We start from the raw sequence: 14,020 nt of genomic DNA on the forward strand, positions 1-14,020 counted from the left end.
CCCCGCCGCCGCCCCGCCGCCGCCCCGCCGCCGCCCGTCCCCGTCGATCTTGGAGTTGTGGCACCTCGAATGCGCTCTATGTGGCTTTTGGGAACGACCACAACTCCAAGATCGACGGGGAGCACCGGCGCGGAGGGGACGGCTGTCCACAGGGGCGGACTTTGCGGGCGGCGGGCGGGAAGGTGGGCGGGTGTGGCGGTACGGGGAGTTGCTGGCGGGCGGGATGAGCCGCGGGGCGGTACGGCACCAGGTGGGGGCGGGACTGCTGGGCCGGCTGTCCCGGGGTGTCTACGGCTGCACCGACGACGAGACGAGCCGGTTGCGCGCGCTGTTCCGGCGACTGCCGCCGGGAACCGTCGCGGGATTCCACACCGGCGCGCGACTGCACCGGTTCGGGGCGGTGCCCGGCGACCGGGTGCACGTGATCGTGCCGCCCGGTGTGAGTGCCCGGCGGATCCGGGGCGTGGCGACGCATCAGACGGTGCTGCCGGTGCCGGACGCGGTGGAGATCGCCGGCATCCCCTGCGCGCCCGCCGCCCGCTGCGCCGTGGATCTGGCCCGGGTGATCCGGCGGGCGGACGCGCTGCCGGTGCTCGACCTGTGCCTCCGTGTCGGCGCCTGCCGCCGCGAGGACCTGCTCACCGAGGTGGCGTGGCACGCCGGCCTGCGGGGAGTACGGCAGGCGGGGGAACTGATCGCGCTCGCCGACCCGCGCCCGGAGTGCCGCCAGGAGAGCCAGTTGCGTCTGTTGCTGATCGACGGCGGGCTGCCGCCTCCGGAGCCGCAGCTGTGGGTTCCCGACCGGGACGGGATCCCGATCTACCGCCTCGACCTGGGCTATCGCGACCGGCGGATCGGCTTGGAGTACGACGGCGGATCCCACCTCGACCCCGGCCGGCTGCACCACGATCGATCACGGCTCAACTGGCTGGCCGAGCACGGCTGGCGCATGCGGGTCTACACCGCCACCGACCTCTACCGCCGCCCCCGGCACATCGTGGCCACCGTGCGAAGCATGCTCACCGCTCCCGCCTGAGCCGTGGTCACCCGAACGCGGCGCACGCCGCGCCACTCCACGCCGCGCCCACTCCGCGGTCGAGTGGAACGTCACGGGTGTCTCAGGGCCTCGGAGACACCCATGACGTTCCACTCGCCGAAAACGAGACCGGACCAGGGACCGCGTCAGGGGCGCGGGCGGTCGCGGTCCTTCGACGGCTGGACCCGCTTGGGCTCGCCGGGCATCTTCGGGTATTCCGGCGGGTAGGGCATGTCGCCCAGGCCGTCGGCGGCGTCCCGCTCGGCCCACTCCAGCAGCGGCGTGATGTCCCACGGGGCGTCGTCGATGCCGGCGTGCGGGTCGCCGCGCTCGGCGAATCGGGCCGGCACCGTGCCCAGGTGGAAGTCGTCCGGGTCGACCTCGGGCAGCTCGTCCCAGCCGACGGGGGTGGAGACGGTGGCGCGGGCGTTGGCGCGCAGCGAGTACGCGCAGGCGATGGTGCGGTCCCGCGCCATCTGGTTGAAGTCGACGAAGACGCGCTCGCCGCGCTCCTCCTTCCACCAGGCGGTGGTGACCAGCTCGGGGCGACGGCGTTCCAGCTCCCGGGCCAGCGCGATGGTGGCGCGGCGTACCTCCACGAACGTCCAGCGCGGCTGGATGCGCAGGTAGACGTGCACGCCCCGGCCGCCGGAGGTCTTCGGCCAGCCGGGCACGCCCAGCTCGTCGAGCAGACCGCGCAGCTCACCGGCGGCGGTCACCGCGTCGGCGAAGTCGGTGCCGGGCTGCGGGTCGAGGTCGACGCGCAGCTCGTCGGGGCGGTCGGTGTCGGCGGCGCGCACCGGCCACGGGTGGAACACCACGGTGCCCATCTGCGCCGCCCAGGCCACGTGCGCCAGGTCGGCCGGGCACAGCTCGTCGGCCGGGCGGCCGCTGGGGAAGGCGATCCGCGCGGTGCTGACCCATGGGGGCACGCCCCGCTGCGGCACCCGCTTCTGGAAGAACATCTCCCCCTCGATGCCGTCGGGGAAGCGCTGGAGCGTGGTGGGCCGGTCGCGCAGGGCGCGCATGATCCCGTCGCCGACGGCCAGGTAGTAGCGGAAGACGTCGGCCTTGGTGAAGCCGCGCTGCGGGAAGATCACCCGATCGGGGCTGCTCAGCCGCACCGTGTGCCCGGCTACCTCGATCTCCTCGACCGCACCCTTGCCCGCCATCACGCGACCATATGCGATGCCACCGACACCCGACGTACCGTGGAACGGTGAGTCTTTCCGACAACGAACTGCCCCGTACCGAGGACGAATGGCGCGTCCGGCTGAGCCCCGAGGAGTTCCGGGTGCTCCGCGAGGCCGGCACCGAGGCGCCCTGGACCGGTGAGTACGTCGACACCAAGACCCCCGGCGTCTACCACTGCCGGGCCTGCGGGCTGGAACTGTTCCGCAGCCAGGACAAGTTCGACTCGCACTGCGGCTGGCCGAGCTTCGACGACGCCATCCCGGGCGCGGTCAAGGAGATCCCGGACAACACGCTCGGCATGCGGCGCGTGGAGATCCGCTGCGCGCGCTGCGACAGCCACCTCGGGCACGTCTTCGAGGGTGAGGGCTTCACCCCGAAGGACACCCGGCACTGCGTCAACTCGATCTCGGTGCGGCTGGAGCCCAGCGCCGGCTGACGGCGGCGTCACAGCCGCAGCAGGCCGCCGGCCTCGTCCACCTGGTCGGCGGCCTCGTCGTCCAGCCACACCCCGCCGGTGGCGAGGTAGCGGAAGCGGTACTCCCCCGGCTTCAGCCGGACCGTCACGGTACGCGTGCCGTCACGGCGCGGCACCAGCTCGTGCCGGCCGGGCTCCCAGCCGTTGAAGCAGCCGACCACGCTCACCGTGCCGGCCGGGGTGTCCCGGGGCAGCGAGAACGTCACCCGGGTCTGGTTGCCGAAGAGCTTGTTGCGCTTGATCACGAATCCTCCGGGGATTTTCGGCGGTCACAGCAGTCAACGCGCGACACGCCGGGAGCGACTCGCCGTGGGGCCGGATCAGGTTCGCCGGTTCCGGTTGCCCGATGGTGTCGTCTGCGCGACTCTCGGATGACAGGTCCGTTTTCGGGGGGTTTCGCATGGCTGCCTGCGAGGTTTGCGGCAACGACTACTGGATGGCGTTCGAGGTGCGCACCGTCGACGGGTCGCGGCACACGTTCGACTGTTTCGAGTGCGCGGTGCACAAGATGGCGCCGATCTGCGAGCACTGCCAGATCAAGATCGTCGGTCACGGCGTCGAGGTCTCCGGCCGCTTCTTCTGCTGCGCCCACTGCGCCCGCGCCGTCGAGGGCGAGCAGGGCGCCGAGGTACGCGACGCGGTCGGCGCCCGCCCCGCCTGACGCGGGCGCTCCCGGGGCGGCACCGGCGTCGATCTCCGTCTAGCATCCCTCCGGTGTCCCGACGGTTGATCATCGCGGTGGCCCTGGTCGCCGTCCTCGCCGGCTGCGGTTCCACCACCGAGCCCGCCACCGCCCCCGCGCCGGCCCTGGCCGCGCCCTCGCCCACCGACGGCGGGGCCGCCGCGGCGCTGCGCGACCGTTACGCCGCGACCGGCGACCTGGCCGGCCTGGCCGAGAAGCCCGAGCACGCCAGTGAGCGGCTCGACTCCGACGGTGTCGTCTGCGGTCGCCCGCTGCCCCTGCTCGACCGGCGGCTCGTCGCGTCCACCCGGGTCTTCGTCACGCCGGAGGGCACCCCGGCCGGCGAGTTCGTCGAGATCGCCCAGGAGACGGTGGTCTACCCGGACGAGGCGGCCGCCGCGGACGCGGTACGGCAGGTCTTCGGCCTGCTGGAGGCGTGCGAGCGCGACGAGGAGGAGGGCCAGGTGACCACCGGGCACACCGCGGGGGACCTGCCCGCCGGGCTGGGCGTGCCGGGCCGGGTGGTGTCGGCGACCATGACCGTGTCCGACGGCACGCGTTTCCCGCACCGCTACGGCTGCCTGCGCCACGGCCGGGTGACCCAGTGCGTCGCGGTCTGGACCCGCTCGGCGGCCGACACCGGCACCTGGTTCGAGCGCGCCGTCACCGCCACCGCCACCGGGCTGCGCACGTCGAAGGGCTGAGCAGCGCCGGCCCGGCCACGCCGAACCGCCGCGCGTTGAGCCGGCACACCGGGACCGCGCCGGCCCGGCGCGCCGAGCCGACGTGCCGCGCCAGGGGAAGCACGACCGGGCGGAGACGCGCCGCCTACCCTGGGCCGATGCCCGTCGAGTCCCACCTGGCAAGCTTCGCCGACCTGGACACCAGCACCTTCCACGACCTGCTCCGGCTGCGCATCGACGTGTTCGTGGTCGAGCAGTCCTGCCCGTACCCGGAACTGGACGGCCGGGACGTCGAACCCGGCACCCGCCACCTGTGGCTGAGCCGCGACGACGCCGTGGTCGCGTACCTGCGGATCCTGGCCGACCCCGGCGGCGTGGCACGGATCGGGCGGGTGGTGGTGGCGCCGGCGGCCCGCGGCGCGGGCCTGGCCGGCGCGCTGATGACCGAGGCGCTCGCCGTGGTGGGTGACCGGCCGTGCGTGCTCGACGCGCAGACGCATCTGGTCGGCTTCTACGAAGGGCTCGGCTTCGAGGTCAGCGGCCCCGGCTACGTCGAGGACGGCATCCCGCACACTCCGATGCGCCGCGACCCAACTCATTGACGTTTGTCGCTTTCTGTGGCAGCGTGCGGGCGGAGCCGCCACGCGGGAGAGGGCAACTCCCGAGTCCGGGCGTCGTGCACCGACACCCTTCCCGGAGGCTTTCCATGTCCACTCCGTACCGCCGCCCGCTACCGCTCGCGGCGGCGATCCTCGGCGTCTGCGCGGTCGTCGCGGCGCTGCTCACCACCGCGTTCTCCGGCCCGGCCTCGGCGCACGGGTCGGTGGTCGACCCGGCGTCGCGCAGCTACAGCTGCTGGCAGCGTTGGGGCGGTGACTTCCAGAACCCGGCCATGGCCACCCAGGATCCGATGTGCTGGCAGGCGTGGCAGGCCGACCCGAACGCCATGTGGAACTGGAACGGCCTGTTCCGCGAGGGCGTGGCCGGCAACCACCAGGGCGCCATCCCGGACGGGCAGCTCTGCAGCGGCGGCCGCACCCAGAGCGGCCGGTACAACGCGCTCGACACGGTCGGCGCGTGGAAGACCGTGCCGGTCACCAACAACTTCCGGGTCAAGTTCTTCGACCAGGCCAGCCACGGCGCCGACTACATCCGGGTGTACGTGACCAAGCAGGGCTACAACGCGCTCACCTCGCCGCTGCGCTGGAGCGACCTGGAACTGGTCGGCCAGATCGGCAACACTCCGGCCAGCCAGTGGACGCGTGAGGTGGACGGCGTGTCCATCCAGATCCCGGCGAACGCGCCGGGCCGCACCGGCCGGCACATCGTCTACACGATCTGGCAGGCCAGCCACCTGGACCAGTCCTACTACCTGTGCAGCGACGTGGACTTCGGCGGGTCCGGCCCAACCACCCCGCCGACGAGCACGCCGCCCACCAGCACCCCGCCGAGCAGCCCGCCGCCGACCACGCCGAACCCGGCCGGTGGCTGCACCGCGACGTACGCGATCACCGGTTCGTGGGGTGGCGGTTTCCAGGCCGACGTGAAGGTGACGAACGGCAGCGGTTCGCCGATCCGCGGCTGGTCGGTGAGCTGGAACTACCAGAACGGCCAGCAGGTCAACTCGGCGTGGAACGCCACTGTGACAACGAGCGGAACGCTTGTGACGGCACGCAACGTGGCCTACAACGGCTCGCTCGCGCCGGGTGCGAGCACCTCGTTCGGCTTCACCGGCTCGGCCGGTGCGACGAACCCGGTGCCCAGCATCGTGTCCTGCACGACGACCTCCTGACGACCGCCGTCCCGGTCGGGGCCCTGCTCGACACCGTCGCGGTGTTAAGCGGGGCCCCTTCCTCTACCGCAGGCGTTAAGAAGGTGCCCTTCCTTTCACACCAGGCAGTTGACGATGTCGGCGACCGAGCGGCGGCGGCCGGTGTAGAACGGGATCTCCTCCCGTACGTGCCGGCGGGCACCGGAGGCCCGCAGGTCACGCATCAGGTCCACGATCCGGTGCAGCTCGTCGGCCTCGAACGCCAGCATCCACTCGTAGTCGCCGAGCGCGAACGAGGCGACCGTGTTGGCCCGCACGTCCGGGTAGCCCCGGGCCATCTTGCCGTGCTCGGCCAGCAGCTCGCGCCGCTCGGCGTCGGGCAGCAGGTACCACTCGTACGAGCGCACGAACGGGTAGACGCACAGGTAGGCGCGGGGCTCCTCGTCGTTCAGGAACGCCGGGATGTGGCTCTTGTTGAACTCGGCCGGGCGGTGCAGCGCCATCTGCGACCAGACCGGGGTGAGGGCCCGGCCCAGCGTGGTCCGGCGGAAGCGCAGGTACGCGTCCTGGAGCGCGTCGCTGGACGACGAGTGCCACCAGATCATCAGGTCGGCGTCGGCGCGCAGCCCGGCCACGTCGTACGTCCCCCGGATCGTGACGTCCTTGCCGGCCAGCTCGGTGAAGAGCGACTCGACCTCGTCGACGACGTTCTCCCGCAGCGACGGCAGCGGGCTGGTGGCCCGGTACACCGACCACATCGTGTAGCGGATGGTCTCGTTGAGCTCGCGCAGCCGCGCCGCGTTGGTCTGCTCGGTCATGCTGCCGATCCTTCCAGTGCCGTGATGATCTCTTCGGCCGCCGTCTCGCCGGAGCGGACGCACACCGGGATGCCGACGCCGTCGTAACCGGCCCCGGCCACTGCAAGCGTCGGGTGGGCGGCGCGCAGCGCCGTCCGGACCGCCGCCACCCGGGCGGTGTGCCCGGGCGTGTACTGGGGCAGCGCGCCACCCCACCGCTGCACGTGCCGGGCCACCGGCGCCGGCAGCGGCGCGCCGAGCACCGCCGACAGCTCCCGGTGCACCGTGTCGGCCAGGTCGTCGTCGGTGAGCTGCAGCGACGTCTCGTCGCCGTACCGGCCCACCGAGGCGCGCACCAGCGCCAGCCCGTCCGACCGCCGCAGGTGCCCCCACTTGGTGGTGAAGAACGTGGACGCCTTGATCGTCAGCCCTTCGCCGGCCGGGACCAGGAAGCCGGACAGCTCCGGCAGGGCCGGCCCCGGCAGCGCGAGGGTGATCAGGGCGACGCTCGCGTAGTCGAGCGCGCCCACCGTGCCGGCCGCCTCGGGCGCGGCGGCGGCGAGCAGCCGGGCGGCCGGGCGGGCCGGCACCGCGAGCAGCACCGCGTCCGCCTCGACGTGCTCGGCGTCGCGGGTCGGCCCGACTGTGAGCCGCCAGCCGTCCGGGGTGCGGCGCAGCTCGCGTACCGCAGCGCCCCGGCGGATCGTCGCCCCGCTCGCCGTCGCCGCCGCCTCGACCAGCGTGCTCAGCCCACCGGCGAGCGTGCCGAAGACCGGTGCGCCGGGCGCGCGCGGCGCGGCGGCCTGCGCGGCGCGTACCGCACCGACCAGCGTGTGCTCGGCGCGTGCCGCGCGGGCCAGCGCCGGCATCGTGGTGACGAGCGACAGGTCGTCGGCCCGCCCGGCGTACACGCCGCCGAGCATCGGGTCGACCAGCCGCTCCACCACCGCGTCTCCGAGACGCTTGCGGACCAGCTCACCGACCGAGGTGTCCTCACCCTCGGCCAGCAGCGGGTGGCCCGCGTCGCGGTCGGCGTCCGCGGCCGGCGGCGCGACCGCCGCCACCTTGTCCAGATCCCCGGGTACGCCGACGAGCGTGCCGCCCGGGACCTGGCGCAACGTGCCGTCGACGAGCAGGGCCGCCTGCCCGACGGTCGGATGCACGATCGACGCGTCCAGTCCGAGGCGGCGGGCCAGCGTCACCGCAGCCGACTCGCCACCGGCCGGGTCGCGCATCAGGAACGACTCCGCGCCGAACTCGACCGGGCCGCCGGCCAGCTCACCGGTGTGCAGCTTGCCGCCGAGGCGGCCGGACTGCTCGTACACGGTGATCTCGGTGCCCTCGGGCGCCCGGTCGCGCAACCGGACGGCGGCGGCCAGCCCGGTGATCCCGCCACCGACGATCGCCACCCGCCACGGTCGCACCACTGTCTCCTCCTAGCGCTCCGGTCGCGCGGTCAGCTCGTGCACCAGCGCGACCACCCGGGTCAGCACCTCGGGGTCGGTCTCCGGCAGGACGCCGTGACCGAGGTTGAACACGTGGCCGGGAGCGGCCCGGCCCTGCTCGACGATGCGCCGCACCTCGGTCTCCACCACCGGCCATCCGGCGAGCAGCACCGTCGGGTCGAGGTTGCCCTGCACCGCCTTGTCCGGCCCGATCCGGCCGGTGGCGACGTCGAGCGGCGTCCGCCAGTCCACGCCCACCACGTCGGCGCCGGCCTCGCCCATCGCGCCGAGCAGCTCGCCGGTGCCCACCCCGAAGTGGATCCGCGGCACACCGGCGTCGGCGAGGCCGCCCAGCACGTACGTCGAGTGCGGCAACACGAAGCGGCGGTAGTCCGCCTCGGAGAGCGCGCCGGCCCACGAGTCGAACAGCTGCACCGCGGAGACCCCGGCGTCGATCTGCACCTGGAGGAACGCCAGCGTCACCTCGGCCAGCCGCGCGCACAGCGCGTGCCACAGCTCCGGGTCGCCGTACATCAGCGCCTTGGTCTTGGCGTGCGTACGCGACGGGCCGCCCTCGACCAGGTAGCTGGCGAGCGTGAACGGGGCGCCGGCGAAGCCGATCAGCGGGGTGTCGCCCAGCTCGACGACGAGCCGGCGGACCGCCTCGTCCACGTACGACACATCGTCGCGGCCGATCGGGGTGATCCGCTCGACGTCGGCGGCGGTACGGACCGGCTCGGCCACCACCGGGCCGGTGCCGGGCACGATGTCCAGGTCGATGCCGGCCGCGGCGACCGGCACCACGATGTCGCTGAACAGGATCGCCGCGTCCACGCCGTGCCGGCGCACCGGCTGGAGCGTGATCTCGGTGACCAGGTCGGGCCGGCGGCAGGACTCCAGCATCGGCACGTTGGCCCGGATCTCCCGGTACTCCGGCAGCGACCGGCCGGCCTGGCGCATGAACCAGACCGGGGTGTGCGGGCCCGGCTCGCGCCGGCAGGCGCGGACGAAGGGCGAGTCGGCCGGCCCGCCGCGGCGGGGTTCTCCGTCTCGGGCGGCAGTGCCCGTGGTGTCGGTGGTCATCGCGGCAATCGTGCCACGCCCCCGGTGCGCGCCCGCGTTCACCGTCCGCATTTGTGACGTAGAAGGAAGGGCCCCCGCTTAACGCCTCCGGTAGCGGAAGGGCCCCTTCTTAACCGTCGATCACCCGGCGCGCCGTCGCGCGCCGCGCGGTGAGCGCGGCATAGGCTGCCCGCATGGCCCCCCCGATCGCGCTCCCGGAAACGTTCGCCCGCGCGGTCGCGGGGCTGCGATCGGCCACACCCCGACCGGAGATCATCCTGGAGGAGGTCGGCGCGCCGCAGCGGCTGGCCCCGTACGCGTTCGCGCTCTCCGCCGCCGTGATGCGCGACGACGACGAGGTGGCCACCGGCCGGCTGATCCTGCTGCACGACCCGGCCGGGCACGAGGCGTGGCAGGGCACGCTGCGGCTGGTCACGTACGTCACCGCCGAGCTGGAGGTCGACCTGGCCAGCGATCCGCTGCTGCCCGGTGTCGGCTGGACCTGGCTGACCGACGCGCTCGACGCGCAGGGCGCCGGGCACCGGGCGATCGGCGGCACAGTCACCCAGACGCTCTCCACCCGCTTCGGCGAGCTGGCCGGGCCGCCCGCCGCCGGTGACATCGAGATCCGCGCCTCCTGGACGCCGCTGCGCGCCGACCTGGGCCCGCACCTGCTCGGCTGGTGCACGCTGCTGGCCTCCACGGCCGGCCTGCCGCCGCCCGGCGTCACCGCGCTGCCCACCCGCCGCTCCGCCGGCGCCGCCTGACCGCACCCCGCCCGGGGACACGCGAAAGGCCGCCCCGGACGAACCGGGACGGCCTTCGGTGGACGCCGGTCAGAGGTAGTTCTCGGCCTCGTCGCAGATCTTGTCCAGGCCCTTGCTGGCCGCCTCGAAGGCGGCCCGGTCGCCGCGCGACGCCGCCGCCATGGCCGTGGTCAGCTTGTCCAGGCAGTTCGCGATGACCTTCTTCTGCCGGGCCTGCTCGTCCCGGTCGTTCTTGGTGCCGGTCAGGTCCTGCTGGGTGTCCGACAGCCGCTCCTGGACCGCCTTCAGCTCACCCTTGAGCTTCTCCATCTCCTGCTGGTTCGCCGAGATCGTGCCGTCCCGCTGGCTGACCGTCTGCCGGGACTTGTCCAGCTCGCCGTTCGTGGAGACGTACAGGAACGTCATCACGCCGCCGAAGACGAACAGCAGCGCGGCGACGAGGCCGAGCACCAGCGCCGCCCACTTCCTGCCGCCGCCGGTGGCCGGCGGGGCACCCACCGGGCCGTACGGGCCGGGCGGCCCGGACATCGGCGGCGGCCCGAAGCCGGGGCCGGACACCGGCGGAGCCGACGCGGGCGGGACCGACATCGGCTGCGCGTAGCCGGGGGCGGAGACCGGCGGGACGGAGACCGGCGGCGCCGACATCGGCTGCGCCGGCGGGGGCACCGGGGCGGCGCCGGGCGCGTATCCCGGCTGTCCCGGCGTGGCGGGCTGGTATCCGCCGTACCCGGGGGCGCCGTCGGACACGGTGGGCTGGTGCAGCGTCGGCGCTGGCTGGTTCGGGTCGTACTGCTGGGGCGCGGGCCGGCTGCCGTACGGGTTGCCGTAGACCGTGCCCCCCGGCGCCGGGGGCGGGTTGTCGCCCCCGGCCGGTGGGTAGGACATGTCGTTCCTCCAGATGTGCTGGTCCCCCGCGGGGTGGCCCGATGGGCCGGGGTCGATGCGGTGCGGCCGGGCCGGTGCGGCCACCGGTCAGCAGAGCCGGAACCGGTCGCAGGCGGTCTTGATCGGCACCGCGAGCCCGATGCCCTCGGCGTTGCGGGCCTTGGCCGTGGCGATGCCGACGACCTCCTTCGAGCCGTTGATCACCGGACCGCCGGAGTTGCCCGGGTTGATCGGCGCGTCGAACTGGATCACCGGGCCGCCGCCGCGCTCGTCCTCGCGGAACGCGCTGACCACGCCCGTGGTGACGCTGTCCTGCAACCCGAGCGGCGCGCCGACCACGATGATCTGCTGGCCCGACCGCACCGGGTCGCGGGCCGCGACCAGCCCGGTGAACTTGGCGGTGGTCTGCAGCTGCGCCAGGTCCTTGTCCTTGTCGGTGGCGATGATGGTCGCCTCGAACCGCTGGTCCTTGCGCTCCAGGAACACCTTGCGCTCACCCGCGGTGAAGACCGACTCGACCACGTGGAAGTTCGTCAGCAGCGTGGTGCCGCCGCCGGACGGGGCCTTGCCGACGGCGAACGCCGTACCGGTGAACTGCCCGGCCCGCACCCGGAACACGCTCGGCAGCACCGCGCTGGCCACCGCCTCCGGGTTGAAGGCCGCGCCGGCCTTCTTCTCCAGGCTGCCGGCGCGCTGCTCCAGGCCGTCGAGCCGGCTGGCGTCCGTGCCCTGCCCCTCGGCCATCCGCTTGTCGGCGGCGGCGAGCCGGTCGTCGAGCCGGTAGATCTGGTACGCCTGCACGCCGGTGACCACCGTCAGCACGGCGGCAAGGGCCAGCGCCACCACCGCCACCCGGCTGCGCCGCGCCGGCTGCGCGCCGAAGCCGGCCGGGCCGCCGACGAGGGCCGCCTGACCGGGGTACGCGGAACCGGGCTGGGACGGCGCCGACACCGGCTGCCCCGGGTAGGCGGGCGCGGACACCGGCTGGCCGGGGTACGACGGGCCGCTGCCGGACAGGCCCGGATACGACGGTGCGGCGGGCGCCCGGTCCGGGTACGACGACGAGCCCGGCCCGCCCGGATAGGACGGTGACGCGGAGACCGGCTGGCCCGGATAGGACGGTGACGCGGAGACCGGCTGGCCCGGATAGGACGGTGACGCGGCCGGCTGGCCCGGGTACGCCGGGGCGGCGGACCGGGAGGTCTGCGCCGGTACGGCGCCGAAGGACGACGGCTGGGCCGGCGCGGAGCCGTAGGACGGCTGGCCAGGTGCGGAGCCGTAGGACGACCGGCCCGGCTCGGACGGCGTGGTGCCGTAGGACGGCTGGCCCGGCTGGGCCGTGGCGGGCGGGGTCGCGACGCCGGACGGGGCCGCGTAGGGCGTCGGCTGCGGCGTGCCGGCCGGGTCCGGGAGACCCGGGTAGCCGGCGGGCGGCTGGACGGCGGCCCGCGCCGGGTAGCCGGGGGTGCCGGCCCACTCGGATCCACCGGGGAACGATCCCGGCACCGGGGCCGAACCGGCGGGCGGGGCGAAGCGCGGCGGCAGCGGCCCCGGCCGGTCGGCTGCCGTGTCGCCGCCGCCGTGCCCCGGCACGTCGTCGCCGGTTCCGTACCCGCCTGTCATGCTCGACCGTCCTCCCCGTCGGCTTCGCCGACGCCCCCCGACCCGCTGCGGCACCCGTACGCCGTTCGCGGCTCGATGGACCGTACCGGCGGGAACGGGCTTTGTCTTCCCCCTTGTCCGACCCTCTCACGGCCCCGCAACCCGCACCTTTCCGGTCACCTGACGGCCATCGCGCCGACACGCGCCGGACCGGCTGCGCACACCGGATCGTCCGGCCTACTAGGGTTGTCAGGTGACCGACGAACCACCCCTGCGCCGTCGGGCCGCCGAAAGCCGTACCGGGGAGGCGTCCGCCCAGCCGACGTCGGCCCTGCCGGAGCCGGCGGACGCGGGGTCCGAGACCGAACCGGGCGCGGCCGTCCCCCTGACCGCGCCGCGCGACGGCACGCCCGCCCCGGTGGCCACACCTGCCGAGTTGGACGAGGTCGTGGCCCGCTTCGCGGCCGGCACCGGCCCGGTGGCCCTCGATGCCGAACGCGCCTCCGGCTACCGCTACAGCCAGCGCGCCTACCTGGTGCAGCTGCGCCGCGGCGGCGCCGGCACCGCGCTCATCGACCCGCTGCCGCTGCCCGACCTGTCCGCCCTGGACGCGGTGATCGCCGAGACCGAGTGGGTGCTGCACGCGGCCAGCCAGGATCTCGCCTGCCTGGCCGAGGTGGGGCTGCGCCCGCGTCGGTTGTTCGACACCGAACTGGCCGCCCGGCTGGCCGGTTTCGAGCGGGTCGGCCTGGCCGCGCTGACCGAACAGCTGCTCGGGTTCAGCCTGGAGAAGCACCACTCCGCCGCCGACTGGTCGAGCCGGCCGCTGCCGGAGTCCTGGCTGACGTACGCGGCGCTCGACGTCGAACTGCTCGTCGACCTGCGCGACTCGCTGGACGAGGAGTTGCAGCGGCAGGGCAAGTCGGGCTGGGCGGCGGAGGAGTTCGACGCGCTGGTGCGCAACGGCGCCTCGCCGCGCGTCCGCGCCGAGCCGTGGCGGCGCACGTCCGGCATCCACCGGGTACGCGGCGCGCGGGCCCAGGCCCGGGTGCGTTCCCTCTGGTACGCGCGGGACCAGATCGCCTCCCGCCGGGACGCCGCGCCGGGCCGGGTGCTGCCCGACTCGGCCATCGTGGCCGCCGCCGAGCTGGACCCGAAGGACGAGAAGACGCTGCTCACGCTCCCCGGGTTCGGTGGGCGGTCGGTGCGCCGGCTGGCGCGTACCTGGCTGGCGGCGCTGGACGACGCGCGCCAGTTGCCGGACGACGCGCTGCCGGTGAGCCCGGCAGTGGAGGGTCCGCCTCCGCCGCACCGGTGGGCCGAACGCGACCCGGTGGCGGCCGGGCGGCTGGCCCGGGCCCGGGAGGTGGTGGTCGGCACCGCCGGGGCGCACCGGCTGCCGGCGGAGAACCTGATCGCGCCGGACTCGATCCGCCGGCTGGCGTGGCAGCCGCCCGCGGAGATCACCGACGAGACGGTGGCGGAGACGCTGCGCGGGTTCGGTGCCCGGGAGTGGCAGATCGGGCTGCTCCTGCCCGCGCTGACGGAGGCGTTGCACACCCCGCAGCAGTGACGGCCGCGGCCGGGGTGTGAGGTGGGCCACGCGGGGGGTGGTGCCACG

General features: G+C 74.4%; 15 protein-coding genes. 8 read left to right on the top strand and 7 right to left on the bottom strand.

All coding sequences use genetic code 11. The features are described from left to right. Window positions 1-190 precede the first annotated feature (190 nt). Window positions 191-1,036, top strand: a complete 846-nt coding sequence (locus tag IF06_RS0127650; protein ID WP_030274517.1) for an endonuclease domain-containing protein — start codon at window positions 191-193, stop codon at window positions 1,034-1,036. 146 nt (window positions 1,037-1,182) lie between these two features. On the opposite strand, the gene ligD is transcribed toward IF06_RS0127650, so the two are convergent. Continuing rightward, the gene (gene ligD / locus IF06_RS0127655; RefSeq protein ID WP_030274519.1) at window positions 1,183-2,208 is read right to left on the bottom strand and encodes a non-homologous end-joining DNA ligase; all 1,026 of its coding nucleotides are present in this window, start codon (window positions 2,206-2,208) and stop codon (window positions 1,183-1,185) included. 47 nt (window positions 2,209-2,255) lie between these two features. On the opposite strand from ligD, the gene msrB reads away from it, so the two are divergent. Further along, complete coding sequence (gene msrB, locus IF06_RS0127660; RefSeq protein ID WP_013284828.1) at window positions 2,256-2,666, top strand: peptide-methionine (R)-S-oxide reductase MsrB; 411 nt, start codon at window positions 2,256-2,258, stop codon at window positions 2,664-2,666. Between the two features lie 8 nt (window positions 2,667-2,674). Here the strand turns inward: msrB and IF06_RS0127665 are convergent, their stop codons facing one another. Then, a complete protein-coding gene (locus IF06_RS0127665) occupies window positions 2,675-2,950 on the bottom strand; it encodes an isoamylase early set domain-containing protein (RefSeq protein WP_013284827.1) in 276 nt (91 codons plus the stop codon). Between the two features lie 155 nt (window positions 2,951-3,105). Here IF06_RS0127665 and IF06_RS0127670 point away from each other — a divergent pair, with 155 nt between their 5' ends. The 4 genes from IF06_RS0127670 to IF06_RS0127685 all read left to right on the top strand — a co-directional run bounded on the left by IF06_RS0127670 (window position 3,106) and on the right by IF06_RS0127685 (window position 5,862). Next, window positions 3,106-3,366, top strand: a complete 261-nt coding sequence (locus IF06_RS0127670) for a hypothetical protein (RefSeq protein WP_013284826.1) — start codon at window positions 3,106-3,108, stop codon at window positions 3,364-3,366. Between the two features lie 53 nt (window positions 3,367-3,419). Further along, the gene (locus IF06_RS0127675; RefSeq protein ID WP_030274521.1) at window positions 3,420-4,091 is read left to right on the top strand and encodes a hypothetical protein; all 672 of its coding nucleotides are present in this window, start codon (window positions 3,420-3,422) and stop codon (window positions 4,089-4,091) included. Between the two features lie 137 nt (window positions 4,092-4,228). Next, window positions 4,229-4,672 (top strand): GNAT family N-acetyltransferase, encoded by a 444-nt coding sequence (locus IF06_RS0127680; protein ID WP_030274523.1) that lies wholly within the window; start codon window positions 4,229-4,231, stop codon window positions 4,670-4,672. Window positions 4,673-4,776: 104 nt separating this feature from the next. Beyond that, window positions 4,777-5,862 carry a lytic polysaccharide monooxygenase gene (locus IF06_RS0127685; protein WP_030274524.1) on the top strand — a complete coding sequence of 362 codons (1,086 nt, stop codon included), beginning with the start codon at window positions 4,777-4,779 and terminating at the stop codon, window positions 5,860-5,862. 95 nt (window positions 5,863-5,957) lie between these two features. Here the strand turns inward: IF06_RS0127685 and hemQ are convergent, their stop codons facing one another. The 3 genes from hemQ to hemE are packed head-to-tail and all read right to left on the bottom strand — an operon-like array spanning window position 5,958 to window position 9,166. After that, window positions 5,958-6,659, bottom strand: coding sequence for a hydrogen peroxide-dependent heme synthase (gene hemQ, locus IF06_RS0127690; protein ID WP_013474527.1), 702 nt, complete (start codon window positions 6,657-6,659; stop codon window positions 5,958-5,960). After that, window positions 6,656-8,065 (bottom strand): protoporphyrinogen oxidase, encoded by a 1,410-nt coding sequence (gene hemG / locus IF06_RS0127695; protein ID WP_030274525.1) that lies wholly within the window; start codon window positions 8,063-8,065, stop codon window positions 6,656-6,658. The genes hemQ and hemG overlap by 4 nt, the downstream gene beginning before the upstream one ends. A gap of 9 nt (window positions 8,066-8,074) precedes the next feature. Then, the gene (hemE, locus tag IF06_RS0127700; RefSeq protein ID WP_030274526.1) at window positions 8,075-9,166 is read right to left on the bottom strand and encodes a uroporphyrinogen decarboxylase; all 1,092 of its coding nucleotides are present in this window, start codon (window positions 9,164-9,166) and stop codon (window positions 8,075-8,077) included. A 173-nt stretch (window positions 9,167-9,339) separates the two neighbouring features. Between hemE and IF06_RS0127705 the strand changes: the two genes are divergently transcribed. Beyond that, entirely contained in the window at window positions 9,340-9,912 is a 573-nt protein-coding gene (locus tag IF06_RS0127705; RefSeq protein WP_013284819.1) for a DUF3000 domain-containing protein, read from the top strand. A gap of 69 nt (window positions 9,913-9,981) precedes the next feature. On the opposite strand, the gene IF06_RS0127710 is transcribed toward IF06_RS0127705, so the two are convergent. Then, window positions 9,982-10,797: a hypothetical protein gene (locus tag IF06_RS0127710; RefSeq protein WP_013284818.1), complete on the bottom strand. Its 816-nt coding sequence runs from the start codon at window positions 10,795-10,797 to the stop codon at window positions 9,982-9,984. A gap of 87 nt (window positions 10,798-10,884) precedes the next feature. Beyond that, window positions 10,885-12,420, bottom strand: coding sequence for a trypsin-like peptidase domain-containing protein (locus IF06_RS0127715; protein ID WP_030274527.1), 1,536 nt, complete (start codon window positions 12,418-12,420; stop codon window positions 10,885-10,887). Window positions 12,421-12,652: 232 nt separating this feature from the next. On the opposite strand from IF06_RS0127715, the gene IF06_RS0127720 reads away from it, so the two are divergent. After that, window positions 12,653-13,972 carry a ribonuclease D gene (locus IF06_RS0127720; RefSeq protein ID WP_030274529.1) on the top strand — a complete coding sequence of 440 codons (1,320 nt, stop codon included), beginning with the start codon at window positions 12,653-12,655 and terminating at the stop codon, window positions 13,970-13,972. The last annotated feature ends 48 nt before the right edge of the window (window positions 13,973-14,020 follow it).

It is taken from the genome of Micromonospora globosa (genome assembly GCF_000717585.1).
Classification (GTDB): domain Bacteria; phylum Actinomycetota; class Actinomycetes; order Mycobacteriales; family Micromonosporaceae; genus Micromonospora; species Micromonospora aurantiaca.

Coding starts and splice junctions, on each gene's coding strand:
- ligD (WP_030274519.1), bottom strand. CDS start 2,208: ATGGCGGGCAAGGGTGCGGTCGAGGAGATCGAGGTAGCCGGGCACACG.
- IF06_RS0127670 (WP_013284826.1), top strand. CDS start 3,106: ATGGCTGCCTGCGAGGTTTGCGGCAACGACTACTGGATGGCGTTCGAG.
- IF06_RS0127680 (WP_030274523.1), top strand. CDS start 4,229: ATGCCCGTCGAGTCCCACCTGGCAAGCTTCGCCGACCTGGACACCAGC.
- IF06_RS0127685 (WP_030274524.1), top strand. CDS start 4,777: ATGTCCACTCCGTACCGCCGCCCGCTACCGCTCGCGGCGGCGATCCTC.
- hemQ (WP_013474527.1), bottom strand. CDS start 6,659: ATGACCGAGCAGACCAACGCGGCGCGGCTGCGCGAGCTCAACGAGACC.
- hemE (WP_030274526.1), bottom strand. CDS start 9,166: ATGACCACCGACACCACGGGCACTGCCGCCCGAGACGGAGAACCCCGC.
- IF06_RS0127705 (WP_013284819.1), top strand. CDS start 9,340: ATGGCCCCCCCGATCGCGCTCCCGGAAACGTTCGCCCGCGCGGTCGCG.
- IF06_RS0127710 (WP_013284818.1), bottom strand. CDS start 10,797: ATGTCCTACCCACCGGCCGGGGGCGACAACCCGCCCCCGGCGCCGGGG.
- IF06_RS0127715 (WP_030274527.1), bottom strand. CDS start 12,420: ATGACAGGCGGGTACGGAACCGGCGACGACGTGCCGGGGCACGGCGGC.